The sequence below is a fragment of the Rossellomorea sp. QJM3NY_18 genome (assembly GCF_056173145.1).
In genome coordinates, this window is record NZ_CM149659.1 from 2,971,627 (window position 1) to 2,989,928 (window position 18,302).

The 18,302-nt window shown below is 44.5% G+C and carries 20 protein-coding genes; all 20 read right to left on the reverse strand.

What is annotated here, in order from left to right; genetic code table 11:
• Positions 1-56: 56 nt before the first annotated feature.
• Complete coding sequence (locus tag AC0VXY_RS15390; protein WP_435990006.1) at positions 57-923, reverse strand: M50 family metallopeptidase; 867 nt, start codon at positions 921-923, stop codon at positions 57-59.
• A complete protein-coding gene (locus tag AC0VXY_RS15395) occupies positions 916-1,692 on the reverse strand; it encodes a peptidoglycan DD-metalloendopeptidase family protein (protein ID WP_435990005.1) in 777 nt (258 codons plus the stop codon). Before AC0VXY_RS15395 ends, AC0VXY_RS15390 begins: the two co-directional genes overlap by 8 nt.
• Positions 1,693-1,904: 212 nt before the next feature.
• A complete protein-coding gene (gene minD, locus AC0VXY_RS15400; protein WP_435990004.1) occupies positions 1,905-2,708 on the reverse strand; it encodes a septum site-determining protein MinD in 804 nt (267 codons plus the stop codon).
• Position 2,709: 1 nt separating this feature from the next.
• Positions 2,710-3,390 carry a septum site-determining protein MinC gene (minC, locus tag AC0VXY_RS15405; RefSeq protein ID WP_475525751.1) on the reverse strand — a complete coding sequence of 227 codons (681 nt, stop codon included), beginning with the start codon at positions 3,388-3,390 and terminating at the stop codon, positions 2,710-2,712.
• 84 nt (positions 3,391-3,474) lie between these two features.
• Positions 3,475-3,996 carry a rod shape-determining protein MreD gene (gene mreD, locus AC0VXY_RS15410; RefSeq protein ID WP_435990002.1) on the reverse strand — a complete coding sequence of 174 codons (522 nt, stop codon included), beginning with the start codon at positions 3,994-3,996 and terminating at the stop codon, positions 3,475-3,477.
• Positions 3,993-4,871, reverse strand: a complete 879-nt coding sequence (mreC, locus tag AC0VXY_RS15415) for a rod shape-determining protein MreC (protein WP_435990001.1) — start codon at positions 4,869-4,871, stop codon at positions 3,993-3,995. The genes mreD and mreC overlap by 4 nt, the downstream gene beginning before the upstream one ends.
• Before the next feature lie 163 nt (positions 4,872-5,034).
• On the reverse strand, positions 5,035-6,042 hold the full coding sequence (locus AC0VXY_RS15420) for a rod shape-determining protein (protein WP_475525752.1): 1,008 nt from the start codon (positions 6,040-6,042) through the stop codon (positions 5,035-5,037).
• 254 nt (positions 6,043-6,296) lie between these two features.
• Positions 6,297-7,007, reverse strand: coding sequence for a RadC family protein (radC, locus tag AC0VXY_RS15425; RefSeq protein ID WP_435989999.1), 711 nt, complete (start codon positions 7,005-7,007; stop codon positions 6,297-6,299).
• Between the two features lie 28 nt (positions 7,008-7,035).
• Positions 7,036-7,608 (reverse strand): Maf family protein, encoded by a 573-nt coding sequence (locus AC0VXY_RS15430; protein WP_475525753.1) that lies wholly within the window; start codon positions 7,606-7,608, stop codon positions 7,036-7,038.
• A 172-nt stretch (positions 7,609-7,780) separates the two neighbouring features.
• Complete coding sequence (locus AC0VXY_RS15435; RefSeq protein WP_475525754.1) at positions 7,781-8,758, reverse strand: hypothetical protein; 978 nt, start codon at positions 8,756-8,758, stop codon at positions 7,781-7,783.
• Between the two features lie 100 nt (positions 8,759-8,858).
• Positions 8,859-9,299, reverse strand: coding sequence for a type II secretion system protein (locus AC0VXY_RS15440; protein ID WP_475525755.1), 441 nt, complete (start codon positions 9,297-9,299; stop codon positions 8,859-8,861).
• Complete coding sequence (locus tag AC0VXY_RS15445; RefSeq protein WP_475525756.1) at positions 9,296-10,078, reverse strand: hypothetical protein; 783 nt, start codon at positions 10,076-10,078, stop codon at positions 9,296-9,298. The genes AC0VXY_RS15440 and AC0VXY_RS15445 overlap by 4 nt, the downstream gene beginning before the upstream one ends.
• Positions 10,075-10,692 carry a PilN domain-containing protein gene (locus tag AC0VXY_RS15450; RefSeq protein ID WP_475525757.1) on the reverse strand — a complete coding sequence of 206 codons (618 nt, stop codon included), beginning with the start codon at positions 10,690-10,692 and terminating at the stop codon, positions 10,075-10,077. Before AC0VXY_RS15450 ends, AC0VXY_RS15445 begins: the two co-directional genes overlap by 4 nt.
• Positions 10,692-11,657, reverse strand: coding sequence for a type IV pilus biogenesis protein PilM (pilM, locus tag AC0VXY_RS15455; RefSeq protein WP_475525758.1), 966 nt, complete (start codon positions 11,655-11,657; stop codon positions 10,692-10,694). The genes AC0VXY_RS15450 and pilM overlap by 1 nt, the downstream gene beginning before the upstream one ends.
• Positions 11,658-11,669: 12 nt before the next feature.
• Positions 11,670-12,410 carry a prepilin peptidase gene (locus AC0VXY_RS15460; RefSeq protein ID WP_475525759.1) on the reverse strand — a complete coding sequence of 247 codons (741 nt, stop codon included), beginning with the start codon at positions 12,408-12,410 and terminating at the stop codon, positions 11,670-11,672.
• A gap of 5 nt (positions 12,411-12,415) precedes the next feature.
• Complete coding sequence (locus AC0VXY_RS15465) at positions 12,416-12,856, reverse strand: prepilin-type N-terminal cleavage/methylation domain-containing protein (RefSeq protein WP_475525760.1); 441 nt, start codon at positions 12,854-12,856, stop codon at positions 12,416-12,418.
• A gap of 110 nt (positions 12,857-12,966) precedes the next feature.
• Complete coding sequence (locus AC0VXY_RS15470) at positions 12,967-14,178, reverse strand: type II secretion system F family protein (protein WP_475525761.1); 1,212 nt, start codon at positions 14,176-14,178, stop codon at positions 12,967-12,969.
• Entirely contained in the window at positions 14,179-15,222 is a 1,044-nt protein-coding gene (locus AC0VXY_RS15475) for a type IV pilus twitching motility protein PilT (RefSeq protein ID WP_475525762.1), read from the reverse strand.
• Between the two features lie 9 nt (positions 15,223-15,231).
• Positions 15,232-16,896, reverse strand: a complete 1,665-nt coding sequence (locus AC0VXY_RS15480; RefSeq protein ID WP_475525763.1) for a GspE/PulE family protein — start codon at positions 16,894-16,896, stop codon at positions 15,232-15,234.
• Positions 16,897-16,915: 19 nt separating this feature from the next.
• On the reverse strand, positions 16,916-18,301 hold the full coding sequence (locus tag AC0VXY_RS15485) for a VanW family protein (protein WP_475525764.1): 1,386 nt from the start codon (positions 18,299-18,301) through the stop codon (positions 16,916-16,918).
• Position 18,302: the final 1 nt, after the last annotated feature.

Consider the following 18,302-nt stretch of genomic DNA (forward strand, 5'->3'; position numbering starts at 1 on the left):
TTGATTCCAACCCTTTTACCAGTATGCCCTTACTTTATACAGTTCGTCTCCATTCGTCAATAAAGGTAGAGAAGATCCTTCGTCTTGGCTGATGTCATCTTTTCCGCAAAGAAGGCGTGGAGCAGTTCATTCTCATCGAGTTTCCCCACTTCAACCCCCTTTTCAAATACAACAAGAGGATGTTTCACGCCCCGTTGAAACCGTTCGACCACCGTCATGATGGATTCATCACTTTCAATCGGCAACGGCCGCAGTTGCACAAATTGATGACTCTTCCCGTAATACCTTTCCAATAAAAACTTCATGAACGCGTATCTCCTCTGCTTCCAGTCGACCCATAGGGAGAAGTACAGGAAGGACAGGACGATCCACAAATTCAGGTGAAAAGGAGCGGTTATGAGTACAACCAGATGGAACAGCAATAATAATCCAAACGAAAAGAGGAGCGTGTATTCATACGCTCTCAAATAATTAAACTTCGTCGCAAGGAGCAGGGAGACCAACTTCCCCCCGTCCAATGGCCAGATGGGCAGAAGGTTAAACAGCAACACCATCATATTCAGCTGAAAGAAAAGCGAAAAGGTGTCCTGACTGATTACTCCAAACTCCAAGAGTCCATAACCAAATGCAATAAGCCAGACGTGCTGCAGGGGGCCTGCCGCCACCACCCAGAACTCTTCCATTAAGGAACGGTTCCCGTGCTCATCCATCTCCGCGACACCCCCAAAGGGTAGCAGGGCAATCTTCTTCACCCTCCACGAAAAGGATTGAGCCATGATTCCATGGCCCAGTTCATGGATGGTGATGATGACGAGGAGCAGGATCAGTTCAAAGAAGTGAGCCGTCATTATGGCAATCCCGATCACAAGCCACAGCAAGGGATGGACATAAAACTTCTTCAGGAGTGAAATGAACTTAGTCAAATGACATCACCTGGATCGGGTCGATGAATTCATCACCCATTTTAATGGCGAAATAAAACTCACCCGTTGCTTCGTTTTGACTGCTGGATGAAACCTTTCCTACAAGAGAGCCCTTCTTGATTGATTCATACTGCTTCACATCAATCGATTCCAAATTGCCGTACCACGATTCTGATTTGTCTGCATGTTGAATGACCACCGTATTCCCCAGCTCCTCCTTTTTCCCTGCAAATAGAACCAAACCTCCTTTCATGGCCGTTACATCCTCATCAAGGACCGTCTGCAGCATGATCCCCTGCCCATTGGTCTTGAAGTTTTCTACGATCTTCCCTGAAGCTGGCCTTGCATATTCAGCGCTTTGTTCAGATGCGGATTCTTTGCCGGAATTACTTGCAGGCAATAGGGCAAGTGGTTTCCCGAATTGATCTTCATACCAGGTGGAAATGGCGGCGAATTGGAACTCCGTATCCATCATCTTCATGACAACGGACCTTGCATCATTGAATGAGGGAGTTGGGCTTTTGAACATGATTGCCGTCACCAATACCATGATCCCTGCCCCAAGAATTTTCAGCATAAAGGTTTCTTTCTTAAAAAGAGGATGGACTCCTTCCGGGGGAGGACCGCCTTCAAAGCTTGTCTGGGTCTCCATTCCATAGCGTTCCTCATCCGTCGGCAGAAAGTACGATGGATCCCCGCCAGAGCCTGCCCCTCCCATTTTTTTTCGTTTGGCTATCCGCTTCCGTATTTCATCCGCTCGATTCCCCATGTACATCATTCCTTTTTATAAGGTATTGTTTCATAACCAGTGATTGGCTTGGTCCATTCCTGCTGATGGGCAAACGGGTGTCAGATCCATACCAAGATTCCATTACACATGTTTTGCTACAATGTATGACTTGTCCCTTGAGAATATTCATCGAGAACGTAAAAAAGTCCCGGCAGGACGCATCATGCGACCTGCCGGGACCGGGGATATCATTAGGCTTTTACACCAAATAACTTTTTAATTTTCATAAAGACGCCTGTTCTTTCTTCTTCCAGGGATTGCAGTGGGACCGATTCACCTAAGATCCGCCTCGCAATATTCCGGTAAGAAATCGACGCTTTACTTGTCGAATCAAGTGCGATCGGCTCACCTTTATTCGATGATCTGATTACATTGTCATCATCGGCGACGATTCCAAGAAGATCGATGGAAAGATGGGAGGTGATTTCATCCACATCCAGCGTTTCACCGTTTTTCATCATATGATTACGTATACGATTGATCACCAATTTCGGAGGTTCGATGTTCTCCTTCTCCAGAAGACCGATGATCCGGTCCGCATCCCGTACAGCCGAAATTTCCGGAGTGGTCACGACAATCGCGCGATCCGCGCCTGCAACGGCGTTCTTATATCCTTGCTCAATTCCTGCAGGGCAATCAATAATGATATAATCATAGTCTTGCTTTAAGTCCAGTACCAGCTTTTTCATCTGTTCAGGATTGACAGCGGATTTATCACTCGTCTGAGCAGCCGGCAGTAAGAATAGTTTATCTTCGAATCGCTTGTCTTTCACAAGGGCCTGATGGATTTTACATCTGCCCTCCACAACGTCCACTAAATCATAGATGATCCGGTTTTCAAGGCCCATTACCACGTCCAGGTTCCTGAGGCCGATATCCGTATCAATCAGACAAACCTTTTTGCCTTGTAGAGCTAATGCTGTACCAACATTGGCAGAAGTAGTCGTCTTTCCCACTCCACCTTTACCTGAAGTAACAACTATCGCTTCACCCACATTAGCTTCCTCCTTTAAAACTAGTAATATTTGGTCTAAGATGCTTCAAAACCTGTAATCGATCGACAACGATCTGGCCACTATCATCCACATACGCACATTCCATTTCGCGGTCATCCTCTTCCTCCACCCGATCAGGGGCACGGTTCAGGGAATCCGCGATCCGGAGCTGGGATGGGACCATTTTCGAAGCCACGATGACCGACTCGTCGTTTCCATTGCAGCCGGCATGGGCAATCCCTTTTAATGAACCTAATATGTAAATATTCCCCCCGGCGAGAATCTTCCCCCCGGGATTGACATCTCCCACTACGAGGATATCGCCGGACACTTCAATGACCTGTCCCGAACGGATGACCCCTGTGAGGGTTTCGATATTTCGTTCATCTATGAGTTTCTCTGCATCATTTTTCGTTATGACATTACTCCATACTTCGTTTACAACTAAATTGCGTTTTTGTCTTACAATATCCTTCAACTCTTCCACTTGATCCTCTGCCAGGTAACGATTGCCTGTTTGAATATTGACCGTCAAGAGAGGGGTTCCTTCTGTTTCCCTGTATTGGGCAGAAAGCTTATCGTCCAGTTCCTTTTTTAATTCCTGAAACGAGCATTGATCGTTGAGATGAAGAGTCAGTCCTTCTTTTGTTCCCTTAATCATCACATTTGGCTTCTTATTCATGTCGCAATTATTCACCTCAGTCGTCTATAAATTCGACATAAGCAGTGTCATTTCCTCTTTATATGAAAAAATTACTAATTGAATTTATTCATCCAACCACTCTTTCCGTTTCTTCAGAAGGTAGTTTCTAAATGGAAATGCAAGAATGATATAAAACAGGGCATTCAGGACCAATGTCGGCCATAAACGCCAGTCCACAAACTGCATGAACGTAAAATCTGTCCTCTTGATAATATAGTTGATCTCGTAAACCAAAAACTCTAAAACAGAAATATTCACAAGGGTTATGATCCCTAAAACAAAGAGGTTATTATGCAACACCTTCATCATCTGATGTGACAGAAAAATGACAAATGGGAATAACACCAGATAAATCCCATTGATTTCAGTGTAATAAATATCAAATAGGAAGCCAAAGATGAACCCATAAAGGAGTGCGGTCCGGTATTGATAAAACGCACAAATAAAAAACAGCACAATAATCAGGAAATGCGGAACGACTATTTTCTGATCGAACCACCCTTCACTGGGAAAAAGATGGACAAATAGACTCTCACTGTAGAAGAAAAGCACGGTCATGAACGGAAGGAGGAGCCTGCTGATCATTGCTCTTCCTCCTCAACCGCGTCTTTTTCCGTCACACCTTGAATTTCACGATCGATGACCATGACATGCTCTAAATGATAGAAATCAGCAGCAGGCTTCACATATGCGGTCTGCGTCAATCCATACTGATCCGGCTTGACTTCCTTCACTTCACCGATGACCAATCCTTTAGGGAATACGCCACCGAGTCCTGAGGTAATCACTTTTGACCCTTTTTCGACCTTCATATCGTTGGAAATCCGTTTCACTAAGATTTCTTCTTTCTTACTGTCGTACCCTTCAATCCATCCGTTTATATCCTCGTCTTTACTTTGGATGACAGTGGAAATCCGGTTTTTTGTATTATTGGTCGAAATTAATTCGACTGTAGATGAAAATTCATTAACACTCTTAATCTTTCCGATCAATCCGGCTGAAGAGATGACGGCCATATCCGATTGGATCCCGTTCACTTCACCTTTATCGATCGTGATGAGCTCCTGCCATTGATCCGGATTTCTTGCAATGACGGTTGCCTGAACCGTTTTATAAGCGCGAAGGTTTTCCTTCTTATCCAGGACCCCCCGTAATTCATCATTATCCTGTTTCAGGTCTTTCACTTTTGTTTCAAGCTTGATCAGCTCATCCAAACGCGTTTTCAGTTTTTCGTTTTCTGTATATGTATTTTGAAGATCTTGAACGTTATCAACAACTCCGGCTACATAATTGACAGGTTTTGAAACCAATGACTGTCCGAATCCTACCATGTCTTTCACAAACTGCTCAGGCCAGCTGATGCTATCCCGGTCCCGCAAAGAAAATCCGATTAATCCCACCAGGACAATGACACTGACGAGCAGAATGATCAAACGTTTATTCAGGAAGAATTGTGGCATGATGTACACCTCAACCTTTTCTCATTCTAGTAAATACTATATCAAAAATCGTTTATTTTTGATATCATTCGTCAAAATATTCATGGTTCTTCGAAAAAAGATGGGGCCGGCCTTAAGGCTGCCCTAGCATCCTTAAGGAAACGTCCCCCATTACAATCAATTATTATTTTCCCCGTGTTTTGAATAAGTGAATGTGGTCAAGGGCTTTCCCTGTCCCGATTGCCACGCAATCCAGTGGTTCTTCCGCAATGAGCACCGGCATCTTCGTTTCATCGCTGATCACTTTATCAAGATTACGAAGGAGCGCTCCTCCCCCGGTCAGCACGATCCCTCTGTCCATGATGTCTGCTGCAAGTTCAGGTGGAGTCTTCTCCAGCGTACTCTTAACGGCATCCACAATCGTGTATACGGTATCATGAAGGGCGGATGCAATTTCCACAGCCGTTACTTCAATCGTTTTCGGCAGTCCTGTCAGAAGGTCGCGCCCGCGGATCTCCATCGCTTCGATGCCTTCAGAGTCCCCTGCAGAGCCAACTTCCATCTTGATGGTTTCAGCTGTACGGTCCCCGATCATCAGGTTGTATGTCTTACGGATATAATTGATGATCGCATCATCCATTTCATCCCCGGCAACGCGGATCGACTGACTTGTCACGATTCCCCCTAAAGAGATGATCGCCACTTCCGTCGTTCCTCCACCGATATCCACGACCATGCTTCCTGTCGGTTCCCATACTGGTAGATTTGCTCCGATCGCTGCTGCAAAAGGCTCTTCAATCGTGTAAGCGTCCCGCGCCCCTGCTTGTCTTGTCGCATCGATGACCGCTCTTTCTTCCACTCCTGTAATGCCTGAAGGTACACAAACCATGACATAAGGCTTCCGTGAAAAAGCCCCCTTATTTCGTGTCGCCTGCTTAATGTAGTACTTCATCATTGTGGCGGTTGTTTCATAATCAGCGATCACTCCATCTTTCATCGGGCGGAGCGCCACGACATTCCCCGGTGTACGGCCGATCATGTTCTTTGCGTCATTACCCACAGCAACGATATGCTTATTTTCTGTTTGAAGTGCCACAACAGATGGTTCGCGAAGGACAATCCCCTTGCCTTTCACGTACACCAATGTGTTAGCAGTTCCTAAATCAATCCCTAAATCTTTCGTTCCAAACATGAATGGTATCTCCCTTTCTGATACAAATTGGCTGGTTTTTATAAAGGTTTATGTGTTTTCATAGGAGAGTTGTCCAATCACTCTCTACCTCTTAATTTTCGTCACAATAATGCTTCGTTCATGCATAACGAAAAGACTCATTCCCTTGTAGAATGACTCTCTTATTTCAGTAAGCCCGCGTTATATTGAATCACGATATTGTTTGTAAAAATCATAAGCTTTATTATATCGTAACCAGGAAAAAAATCATAGTGTCATAAATACCCTTTTTCCTTTAAACTGATAAACTTCTTCTCCCCTATTATAAGATGATCGAGTATATCAATACCAATGATCCGACCGCATTCCACCAATCTTTTTGTCACTTCTATGTCTTCCCTGCTCGGAGTCGGATCTCCCGAAGGATGGTTGTGGATGCAAATGATGGATGCGGCGGAGCGGCGAAAGGCTTCTTTAAAGACTTCCCTTGGGTGTACTATGGAGGCGTTGAGGCTTCCGATAAAGATGGTTTGCTTGTGGAGAACTTGATTCTTTGTGTTGAGGTATAAGCAGACAAAATGCTCCTGGGCCAAAAATCTCATATCATTCATGACGTAGTTGGCCCCGTCTTCAGGGGAACGGATCGAGTATCTGTCATCAAATGCGAGGTTGCTGATGCGCCGGCCGAATTCCACGGCAGCCATGATCTGGACCGCCTTGGCAAGTCCGATCCCTTTCGTTTTCGTGATTTCTTCCAGGGACGCATCCTTTAATAGATTCAATCCATCAAATTGATTTAAGAGCCTGTTGGATAATTGAAGAACGGACTCGGATTTTGTTCCTGTCCGCAGTAAAATGGCGAGCAGCTCCTGATTGGACAGGCTGGCTGCTCCGCTTTGGATCATTCTTTCCCTCGGTCTCTCATCCTGGGGGAAATCCCTGATCATCAGACGGTTTTCTTCCTGATGGGGCATCGTTTTTACCATTTGTTCCTCCTATTCTTACGTGTTGGAGTCATTCTGGTTGAAGATAGCCCATTTCGAGTAAAACACGATTCACCCTGGAAATCGGGAGGCCGACGACTGAGAAATAATCGCCCTTGATTTCCTTGACGAATTTCGCGCCGATTCCCTGGATCCCATATGACCCGGCTTTATCAAAAGGTTCTTCTGTTGCGATATAGTCATCGATCTCTTTAGAGGTTAACTCCCAAAACGTAACATCTGTTTTTTCATAAAAGAGTTTCTCCTCCTCACCATGGAGGATCGCAACACCTGTGTAAACCGCGTGAGAAGACCCGGAAAGCATCTCCAGCATTTCTTTCGCTTCATCCTTGGATCCCGGCTTTCCTAGGATCTTCCCATCCTTGGTCACGACTGTGTCTGAACCGACCACATAGTGAGTGGGGTGTTGATTCGATATTACCATTGCTTTTTTCCTTGCGAGATACGTGACGACTTCATGGGGCATTAAATCAGAAGAAAAGGTTTCATCCACACTTGAGTCCATAATGGAAAAAGAGAGTTGGATTTGTTCGAGAAGTTCTTTTCGTCGGGGAGATTGTGAAGCGAGTATGAGGTTGGACACACCATACCATTCCTTTCAGGGTAATTGGGAGATACAAACTTATACTACCAAATCCCACCATAGTAAACAAGTGAAAATAGAGCTGCCCCGTAGCGCGAGAAAGGGAGAATCCCGCGTTACAAGGCAGCTCACAAACCATTATTTCCTAGAAAATAGTCTAATTCAGTCGAAATTATAACCCGCTATAAAGTTGAAGATAAGATAATAAATCCTTTTGAACTTTTTGTGCATCTTCCGGGGATTTCATCGCAGCTGCGAGATTCCCTGCATCCATCAATGATTTCTTCATGGAGGCGATGGAATCCTGACCGACCTTGATTCCTTCCAATTCCTTCACTCCGGATTGAATCGTTTTGATCGTTGCCTCATCCGCAGTCCCCCCGATCATTCCACTGCTGCTAACCTGTGCGATTGCAGTATAGAGGGCATTTCCTTTTTCAAGGAATGTTTTCTCTTCTTTTGAGGCATTGACCCCTTTGGATCCCATCACAAAATCCTTTGCGTAGACGTCCACCCCTTGATCCTTAAGTTTCCCGCCAAGGCTTTTGGCCGTTTCCAAGTCTCCAGAAACTCCGAGCAATAAAAAGAACTGGCCGTCTTTTTCCACAGATGCAGCAGGAAGACCTTTTGCCCCTAAACTATCCTTCATGGCCTTCATCGCTTCCTCTGTCGAAAACACACCACCCTGTAGGATAGAGGTAGAAAAATCCTTTAATTCGACGGCAGAAACCGCCTGCTGATCTTCCGTTTTCCCTGTTGAGGTGTTATCCTGCAACAAAGTCGCAGGTTTAGCCGGTCCATCCGTCGTCGTGATCACCTTAAGGGTCCCGAAACCAAGGACCGCCCCCACAACGATCGCCCCGATCAAGGACATGACCAGGTTGACCGAATCCTGAAACGGGTTAATAAACGATTTTTTCTTTTTCTTACTTCCAGACACATAATGGATCTTTTTATATTCCTGTGGAGGCTCGGCTTTTTCATCGGGAAGGATCCAATCGAACCCGTCATCCTTCGCCTCTTCCCCGGCAGCTGTTTCCGATTCCCCCAACTTCCAATCGTACACAAGAAGATCTTCATCGAACTTCGTTTTTTCCCCATTGATTTTAATAGAAATCTTTTTGTCGTTTTTCCCACGATCGCCCATCATCTCCACCCTCCTTCATCTATTTTTTTCCATGCTATCACATCCCATAAAAAAAAGAACAAGACTTTTGTCGTCTTGTCCTAAGAGGTTTTCGTCAAATTTTTTAGTTTTTCTTCAGGGATTGAATCGAGAGAGTAGAAAACGGAATTTCTTCCCGCTCTCCACTATCATTTGTACAAAGATTGTACTCGTCCCCCATTAAACAAATAGATAGCACAATTTCACCATCTGCCAGAACATATGAGTCATCATCAGGTGTCAGGACTGTTTTGGAGTGGGGATCGAGGATCGGTTCGATCAGGTTGGCTTCTACCAATTCTTTATAGGTTACCTTATTGATTTGCCGTTCCTGAAGCATGGCGTCTTTTGCATAATACTCAGCAGAGCTTTTCATGGCAAGGGCATTCGCAACAAATGCCTGCTGTTTCGACTTTTCGATGATCGTATTTACCGCCAGGATGGCGATGACGGCGATGATTCCCAGTATGACAATCACGGCCAGTAATTCGACAAGGGTGTATCCTCTTTCATTTTCAGTCATCATTCATCAGACCTTACATTAGTATCTTGTACTTCTGACTTTTGTTCTGGGAACTGCTGAAAAGGATTCTTTTTGTTTGATGGAAGAGGAGCATCGAGCTTCGGCAATTCCTTCTCAAGTTCTACTAAACCAGGTAAATAAAATGCGGATACCACAATATTTAATTGGATGTTCTCAAACTCATCTTGATATTGCTGCATCTCCGGTGGTCCGCTGAAAGAAATCTGTTCAACCTCTACGATGCGGTGCAGTTCTTCCAGTTTCTTGATGAACTTTTCTATTTCAAAATAACTCTTGGCTTCAACAGACATGGTGGCCGTCAACTTTTGCAGGCCTTGTGGAAGGGCATCTGCTGGTGTGTCGGGACTGTTTGACGGTTCACCGGCATTGGTTTCAGCTGATTCTTCAATGGTCGTCCCAGTTGTTTCAGCGGTTACAGGAAGCGCCACCGCTCCTTCTGTAAACTCGATGCTTGTAATAAAGCTGTCAGAGACGATTTCCGCCTTCTGAAGGTCTATAAGCAGCTGTTGCGTCAGTGGTTTCACCGGAACTTTTTGTTGAAGGGAACTGGAGTTTTCAAATGAATCCTGTTTGATCGAGCCAATTTTGGAGTCCAGCGCTTTTATCAATTGAGTTTCCGTTTGAATTTCACTTTGTACACTTTCTTTTTGATTCTTCACCGGTAAGTAGAAAAACCAGACACCACCAAAGATAAGAAACAATACTAAAAGGGTGGATGTTCCAATCAGAAACCATTCTTTTTTATCGAATTGAACATTCATTCCGAATCGCCCCCCTGCTCATCGGATTCTGCTTCGCTTTGTTTGATGCTATCTCTATTTAAAATGACTTCATATTGGCCGATGTACCTTGGCAGGACGGGTTCGGTATTGACAGCTTCTTGTTCATTCTCCATGACGGCTTCAGTGGCAAGGGATGATAGCTTAGCATCCTGAATGTACTTGGAATCTTTCAAATGAGTTAGATAATAGGCTGCTTCACTGCTTGTATCGAATTGAATCGAGAGTTGGATACTCCCATCTTCAGCATAAGTGAACTCCTTTAAGAACCCACGTTCCGGAAGCAGTTCCACCAGGTGATCCAGAATCGGTACAGTATCAATAGGGTAGCTTTCCACCCAGCTTACTGCCTCCTCCAATTGAACCCACGCATCAGAGGATTCAAAGTCAGAGATGCTCTGTTCTTTTTCAGCCCTCTGCTGTTTAGTTTCTTGAAGTTTCGCCGTCAGGGCATCCACGTCTTTTCCGATATTCCCGGCAAGGATAAATAGTATGATAAGAGCAGTGATCCCGACAGCCAGAACACCGATCACCACATACAGCCACTGACGGCTCCGTTTTTCATTTTGAGGTAATAAATTGATATCGACGAGCACTATATCACCTCTTTTAATCCTAAACCAATGGAAAGCAGGAACTCACTCGATAGTTTTTCATTGGTGTAGGCATCCCGTGCTATAGAAGGTACCTTGATGATGTCAATCTCAAACCGCTCCGCCAAAAGGGTGTGGATGTCCCCCACCATGGGGTGGTCACCGGCTACGTATACCTTATTGATCATTGCTTCATCGTTTGTCAGTGTGTATCGATAAAAGCTGATCACTTTGTTTATTTCTTTCATCACGTCTTCGAATTGAAGAGAATGAAACTCATCGTAATCACTCCGCTCATCCTTTACTTCCCGTTCCTCCCCTAAACTGATCGGCCTGAAAAAGACGGGCTGATGATCATGAAAGATGGATACGGTCACATTGGACGGATTAAAATAGAGGAGCATTTCATGGTTTTCACTATGGGTCAGATCCAATGCATGGATGTAGCGGTAGAAGGCAAGTGGACTAATATCCGCTACAACAGGTTTCAGGTGGGCGTCAGTCAGCATCTGTTGGTATTCCATGACAATGTCTTCCGGTGCTGCCACAAGTATGATTTCTTTCTTGTCCCCTTTATTTCCAACCACCACTACATCAAAAACCGGATTCTCAAATGGGAGATGGATACTCGTCCCGATTTCAAGGAACAAGTGACTCTTTACCTCATCTTCCGCAATATCAGAAGAAATCGCCATCTTTCTTATGATCATCTGAGTATTCGGAACGATAAATTGAACTTCCCGCTTTTTTAGATTCCAGTCCAGGACACACTCATCCAAAAAGGCTTGAAACGCTTCTTTTTCGATGATTTTTCCATCGGAGATCATCCCGTCTGCTATCCGCTTCTCTCCAAATTGTTGAATATATAATGGAGAAACAGATTTCAATTCGACAAACCGAATCCATTGATCACTGATGACGATATTGATTTTATTTTTATTCTTATTGAAGAGACGAGATAACATCATGAATGACCCCTTTTAGCTATATAAAGAAAAATACCAATCCAGGATTGGCTGATGATAGAAGTATGCTGCGAGTGTTCCCAGTACGATATACGGGCCGAACGCGATGGGCTGTCCTTTTTTGAAAACACCGAGAATCAGGCCGCTAATACCGGCCACCGCCCCAAAAAGCGTAGCGAGGAAAAAGGAAAACAACATCACCTTGACTCCCACGACAAAGCCGATGACAGCAAACAGTTTGATATCGCCGCCTCCCATCCCGCCCTTGCTGATGATGGCAATCAGGAGGAGCAGACAAAAGCCTGTGAGTGCGCCCGCTATGCTGTCCCACCAGGGATTTAACGGGATTAAGATGCGTTCGATGATAAACAGTCCCGAAAAAAACAACAGCACTTTATCAGGGATGACCATATATTTCAGGTCACTGACCGTGATGATCATGAACAGGGAAACAAGTGTCAGAGCGACAATCAGCTCCGGCTGCATGCCTAATATCGTATAAGAAAGTAGGAATAATAGTCCGGTGGTTAATTCCATTAAAGGATAAAGAGGAGAAATGCGCCCTTTACACTGAGCGCATTTTCCACCTTGAATGATATAAGAGACTACCGGGATCAGTTCCCTGGTCGTCAGCGTGTGCCGGCAGTACGGGCAGGCTGAACTCGGTTTGACGATTGATTTTTTGAGCGGAATCCGGAGGCCGACTACGTTGTAGAAGGAGCCTAGGAGGAGACCGTAGATAAAAATTATTACCATTTTTATTATAGTGTTACATCGTCTCTAGTTATTTCGCTAGGATCTAAACCTGTAAAGTGAGCATTTCCACCAGAATCCGCTAAAGTAACTGTATAGGTATAATTTCCACTATCATCTCGACTAATAGTTACTAAGCTTGCATCTTGATCATAACCATCATTATCAGATGGATTGTCTACTTCTTCAAGATAACCATTTTCGATAAGTTCTGCCATACTAATTGTGTCTCCATCTTCAGCTTCATCAGCTGTAACTGCCAATCTTGCTGCACTAACCATTTGCTCTGCATTCGCAATATGAGCATCAATACGAGAGTTATTAATCAACCCACCAATACTAGGAATTGCAATCGCAGCGATGATCCCTAAAATAACAACAACTGCAAGTAATTCGATAAGTGTCAACCCGCGCTCATTTTTCAATCTTTGACTGATTTTCTTTAACATGGTAATTCCTCCTGTTTAATGTTCTTTTTGCAAAAACTAGTAATCTAGTACTAGTATACAACAATCAATCGACAAAAAAATCATATTTTTTGTATAATTATAGGTATTTTCTAATAGTTCTGAACACTGTTGAAGATTTCGAACATCGGGACAAGAATGGATGTCACAATGGTCCCGACTAAACCTGCCAGCATGACGATCATGAGGGGCTCGATCAATGACTTCAGACGGTCCGTGGCGCTTTCCACTTCCTTTTCATAGAAGTCGGCAACCTTTGCGAGCATCGAGTCCAGGGAACCCGTCTCTTCCCCTATGGCGATCATCTGCGTCACCAGTGGAGGGAAAGCCCAATGCCGCTTCATGGGGTCCGTCAGGGATGTCCCTTTCTCCAATGATCTCCGTGATTCGCCGATCACCCTGGCCACCACTTCGTTCTCCACCACTTTTTCCACGATGGCCAATGCCTGCAAGATGGGGACGGAGCTAGAAAACAAGGAACTTAACGTTCTCGTCATTCTCGCAAGGACCGCTTTCTGCAGCATCTTTCCGAAAATCGGCAACCTGAGGATGGCGTAGTCGAGATAATATTTCGAGCGTTTGTCTTTTCTTAACATGGCCAAGGTGATCGCAATGAATACAAAGAACAAAATGATGATGTACCAGAACTTTTGCATAAATTCACTTGATGAGATGACAAACTGGGTGATGGCAGGAAGTTCGCCACCGAAATCGTTCAGCATATTCACGAATGTCGGCACAACGGCCGCCAATAAGAAGATGACTACCCCAATGGCGATGACCCCTACAACCATCGGATATGCTAGGGCAGAAATGATTTTCTGTCTGGTGATATGCTGCTTTTCATAATGGGTGGCGAGTCCTTCCAGGGTCTCATCCAGGCTCCCTGACGCTTCCCCTGCCTTCATCATATTGATCAGGAGAGGCTCAAAGATTTTCTTATGCCGGGAAAAGGCTTCAGACAAAGGATTCCCGTCTCTGAGTTCATCCTCGATTTCCTTTAAGGCTTTGCCGAGTGCCTTGCTCTCTGTCTGCTCGGACAAAATATGTGTGGCATCGACGACCGTGACGCCAGCTTGAAGAAGGGTGGCAAACTGTCTCAGAAAAATGACAAGATGCTGTAATTTCACAGGATTTCCTATCGTAATGTCTTTCGTCATAAGCGTTTCCGGCATCTCCAGGATGTCTATGACCCTTACTTCCTGCTTCTTCAGTTGAAGGAGCGCATCCTTCTTTGTTGATGCCGTGATGATTCCTGATTTCTTCCCTTTTTGGTCCCTGCCTGTGTACTTATACCGTCCCATCTATTGAGGAATCTCCTCTCTACTATAAGGAAACGCCATTTCCTTTGATATGATGCCACTTTCATACAGTTTCATCACACTGTCGCTCATGATGTGCATGCCTGAATTTTTAGACGTCTGCATGACATTTTGAATCTGATGGACTTTTTCAGAACGGATCAAATTGGCGATCGCCGCATTATTCATCAGGAGCTCTGTTGCTGCCCTTCTCCCCTTTTTATCCACTGTGGCAAACAGCCTTTGGGAAAGGATCCCGACAAGGACCGATGCCAACTGAACGCGAATTTGCGATTGCTGCTCAGGAGGGAAGACGTCTACAATCCTCTCGATGGTGGCAGGCGCACTCGAAGTATGAAGGGTGGCAAGTACCAGGTGACCGGTTTCCGCTGCCGTGATGGCTGTATGGATGGTCTCCAGGTCCCTCATTTCACCCACAAGAATGATATCCGGATCCTGTCTCAGAGCACTTCTCAGCCCTTTTGAAAATGATCTTGTATCAAACCCTACTTCCCGCTGATCAATGATGGATGCACCGTGTTTGTGCAGGTACTCGATTGGGTCTTCCAGTGTGATGATATGCTTCCTCATTTTCCGGTTCATATAATCTACGATGGATGCAAGTGTCGTCGACTTGCCGCTTCCCGTTGGTCCTGTTACGAGGAACAGTCCCTGTGGTTTTTCTGCAATGCTCTTCAATGCATGTGGAAGAAACAATTCTTCCATTGTTGGGATGGAAGTCGGGATGACGCGTATAGCCAAAGATACACATGATCGTTGTTTGAATGCATTCACCCTGAACCGTGATACACCGGGTATTCCATAGGAAAAGTCCAGCTCTCCCACTTCTTCAAAGGAAGGATACATCGTCTCTGTTATGATGGCTTTTGCCATTAATTCTGTATGATCGGGCAACAGGTTCTCTTTACCGAATCTTTTCAAATCCCCATGAATGCGAAAGATAGGGGGTGAACCCACGGTAAGGTGGATATCCGACGCTCCCAGCTCGTAAGCGGACTTGAGAAGATAATCAACTTTTTCTTTCAATTCATTCACCTACTCTGATATTGCTACTCGTAATACTTCTTCGGTCGTGGTCAATCCCTGTTTTACTTTCAGTAAACCGTCATCGACGAGGAAGATGGTTTTATTTCGGACAGCATGCTCCCTGAGCTTCGAAAAAGGTTCATTGTTCAGGATGACCTTCTTCATTTCATCATTCATGACAAGGACTTCATGAATGGCGATCCGCCCTTTGTATCCAGTCATATTACAAGAGGAGCAGCCTCTCCCCCTCGTAATTGTTTCAATCTTCATTCCTCTTTTGGCGAATATTTCTACTTCCCGCTTCGTAGCCGGCATTTCCTGCTTACAGTCACGGCACACCTTCCTGATCAAGCGTTGAGCCACGACTCCGCTCAATGAAGAGGCAACTAAAAACGGCTCGACCCCCATATCCAGTAGTCTCGTCACTGTACTGATCGAGTCATTGGTATGGATGGTACTAAGGACGAGGTGTCCGGTCAAGGAAGCCCGGATGGACACTTCAACCGTCTCCCTGTCACGAATTTCCCCGACCATAATGATGTTGGGATCCTGACGTAAAATGGCCCGGAGTCCCCTAGCAAAGGTCAATCCGACATTCTGGTTCACACCGATCTGGTTGATCCCTTCCAGCTGGTACTCAACGGGATCTTCGATTGTAATGATATTCACTTCTTCACTATTTAGGTGATTCAAAGCTGCATACAGAGTAGAAGACTTCCCTGAACCCGTTGGTCCTGTTATAAGGACAATCCCTGTCGGCTGCTGGATCATTTTCATGAACCTCTGCTGATTCACCTTGTTGAACCCCAGTTTTGCCAAGTCATTCAGACTGGAACCTAAATCCAGGATCCTAAGGACAATCTTTTCACCATACACCGTTGGTAATGTCGATACTCGCAGATCGATCGGATGAAAGTCGATGTTCACCTTGATCCGACCGTCCTGAGGCACTCTGAATTCGGTTATGTCGAGGTTTGCCATGATTTTAAGGCGTGCAATCAACATGCTTTGCATATGCTTCGGAAGATTTCTTTCGGTTCTTAAGATACCGTCCACCCTGTAACGGATGGCCACTTTCGTTTCCTGCGGGTCAATATGTATGTCACTGGCTTTCTGGGTAACGGCATTCGAAAGGATCCCGTTCACTAAGCGAACGATGGGTGAATCGGAATCCACCACCGTATCTTCTTCCACGTTATTTTGATTCCGATTTTCTTGAAAGAGATCTTCAAATCCATCTTCCAGGTCGTAGAATTTATTGATGACCTTCAGGATATCATCCTTCGTCGCAATCGCTGTTTCAATCTGAAAGCCCGTAGCCAGACGGAGATCCTCTATAGCATAAAAATCCAAAGGGTCACTCATCGCGACAAAAAGCTTATCCCCTTCTTTTTTTAGTGGAATCATTAAGTTCCTTTTCGCAGATTCTTTAGGGATCAGGTGGAATAAGTTCGTTTCAAAGGGATACCGATATAAGCTGACATGCGGGATCCCCAGTTGAAATTCCAACACTTCAATCAATTGCTGTTCCGTAATATATCCTCTTTGAAGGAGTGCATCCCCTAACTTCTGCCCCTTAGCCTTATCTTTCAGGGTATCTTGCAACTGTGATTCGGATATGATTCCTGCATCTACCAGCAGGTCTCCGAGCCTTTTTCTAATGGTGGTCACCATATCACCCGCTTTTTTTGCCTTATTTAAAATCTTTTTTCTTTTGTGGAGATTTATCGTCAGATGATGTTTTTGAAGAATCTTGTTCAGAAGAGTCCTCACTTTCCTGCTCAGTAGAAGTATTCTTCTTATCTTCTTCATTCTGCGAGGAGGGGGCTTCCTTTTCTTCCTCATTCAATTCACCCTGCGTTGGTACTTCACCGTCTATCTCATCCGTTCCATTCGAAACATTGTCAAATGTTTCACTAGGTGCTTCCTTTTCTTCCTGCAACGGATATATCGCAACTTTATTCTGAGGTGCATAAAAATCTTCATTGATCAATTCTTCTGAAAGGATTTCTCCTGAAGTGCTCAGTTTTTGTTTGTAGACCCGAATCAAGACCCCGTCTTTCCCTTGTTGTTGAACATCGACGCTTCCTTTTTCAACGAAGGGACTAAATTGTTTAATCACACGGGGAGAGAATGTTTCCTTTTCAGACAATCGGACATTATAAGAGTTTGGAAAGGGAATTCCCTGAAGCTTAGCCTTGATTCTATTATTTTGAATGGCAAGCTTAATCTCATACTCCGTTGAATTCGGATTCGTGATGACAAAGTCCTGGTTATTCATCGGATTGAATTTCGCTTCAAAGCCCAGGGTCACATAATCCGGAAGCTCTTTACTGATATTTCGTTCTATGATGGAAAAATTGGAATGCAAAGTGATTTGATATAGTAATGATGCAACCGGACTTAAGTCAGCCTGTGATTCAACGACAAAACCTTCCGTTTCCAGGAAGTCAGAAAAAGAAAACTGAGAATTGGGTGCAATGAGAATGGAGGGAAAGTTTTCTATGAAGCTCTTGATCGTCGGTGTAACTTTTAATTCATTGGATACAGCTTCAAATAAAATCTGTGTCGATGCATTACTATCGACATAATCATATACGTCAATGGTCTCACCTTTGTTGAGATTTCCCGCTAATGAAAGGACATACTCCTTTAAAGAAGACAGGTTTATGTCATCAGAGCTGTAGTCAGGGAAATGATCTAATAGGAATGAATCCAACGCTTGCTCATCCAAGGTAACCATTAAACTTGTATTTTCATTTTCATCGAGTTTTTCTATACTTTCTTTCGAGTGGAATTGAAAGAGTGCTGAATCGACCCTTGCACTCTCCCCGTTGAATTCAAGTATGATGTTTTGATTCCCTTTCCACTTAACTATTTTCCCTTCCAGTATCTTCACGGCTTCTTCTTTGTTTGCTCCACCGAGATTAACAGATGCAACAGTTGCATGTTTCGATAGACTGAGTGACTGAACAAAGAACGATTCATAAGCATAAACGCCTAAATGAGAAAACCCATACAGAAAAAACGTGGATAAGAACAAAACGGTCATTAATTTTACAGGCAGACCTTTTTTCACA

Excerpts from the sequence above, each read along its gene's own strand:
- AC0VXY_RS15395 (WP_435990005.1), bottom strand. The coding sequence starts at position 1,692 with ATGGGGAATCGAGCGGATGAAATACGGAAGCGGATAGCCAAACGAAAA.
- minC (WP_475525751.1), bottom strand. The coding sequence starts at position 3,390 with ATGAATAAGAAGCCAAATGTGATGATTAAGGGAACAAAAGAAGGACTG.
- mreD (WP_435990002.1), bottom strand. The coding sequence starts at position 3,996 with ATGATCAGCAGGCTCCTCCTTCCGTTCATGACCGTGCTTTTCTTCTAC.
- mreC (WP_435990001.1), bottom strand. The coding sequence starts at position 4,871 with ATGCCACAATTCTTCCTGAATAAACGTTTGATCATTCTGCTCGTCAGT.
- AC0VXY_RS15420 (WP_475525752.1), bottom strand. The coding sequence starts at position 6,042 with ATGTTTGGAACGAAAGATTTAGGGATTGATTTAGGAACTGCTAACACA.
- radC (WP_435989999.1), bottom strand. The coding sequence starts at position 7,007 with ATGGTAAAAACGATGCCCCATCAGGAAGAAAACCGTCTGATGATCAGG.
- AC0VXY_RS15435 (WP_475525754.1), bottom strand. The coding sequence starts at position 8,758 with ATGATGGGCGATCGTGGGAAAAACGACAAAAAGATTTCTATTAAAATC.
- AC0VXY_RS15440 (WP_475525755.1), bottom strand. The coding sequence starts at position 9,299 with ATGATGACTGAAAATGAAAGAGGATACACCCTTGTCGAATTACTGGCC.
- AC0VXY_RS15445 (WP_475525756.1), bottom strand. The coding sequence starts at position 10,078 with ATGAATGTTCAATTCGATAAAAAAGAATGGTTTCTGATTGGAACATCC.
- pilM (WP_475525758.1), bottom strand. The coding sequence starts at position 11,657 with ATGATGTTATCTCGTCTCTTCAATAAGAATAAAAATAAAATCAATATC.
- AC0VXY_RS15460 (WP_475525759.1), bottom strand. The coding sequence starts at position 12,410 with ATGGTAATAATTTTTATCTACGGTCTCCTCCTAGGCTCCTTCTACAAC.
- AC0VXY_RS15465 (WP_475525760.1), bottom strand. The coding sequence starts at position 12,856 with ATGTTAAAGAAAATCAGTCAAAGATTGAAAAATGAGCGCGGGTTGACA.
- AC0VXY_RS15470 (WP_475525761.1), bottom strand. The coding sequence starts at position 14,178 with ATGGGACGGTATAAGTACACAGGCAGGGACCAAAAAGGGAAGAAATCA.
- AC0VXY_RS15480 (WP_475525763.1), bottom strand. The coding sequence starts at position 16,896 with ATGGTGACCACCATTAGAAAAAGGCTCGGAGACCTGCTGGTAGATGCA.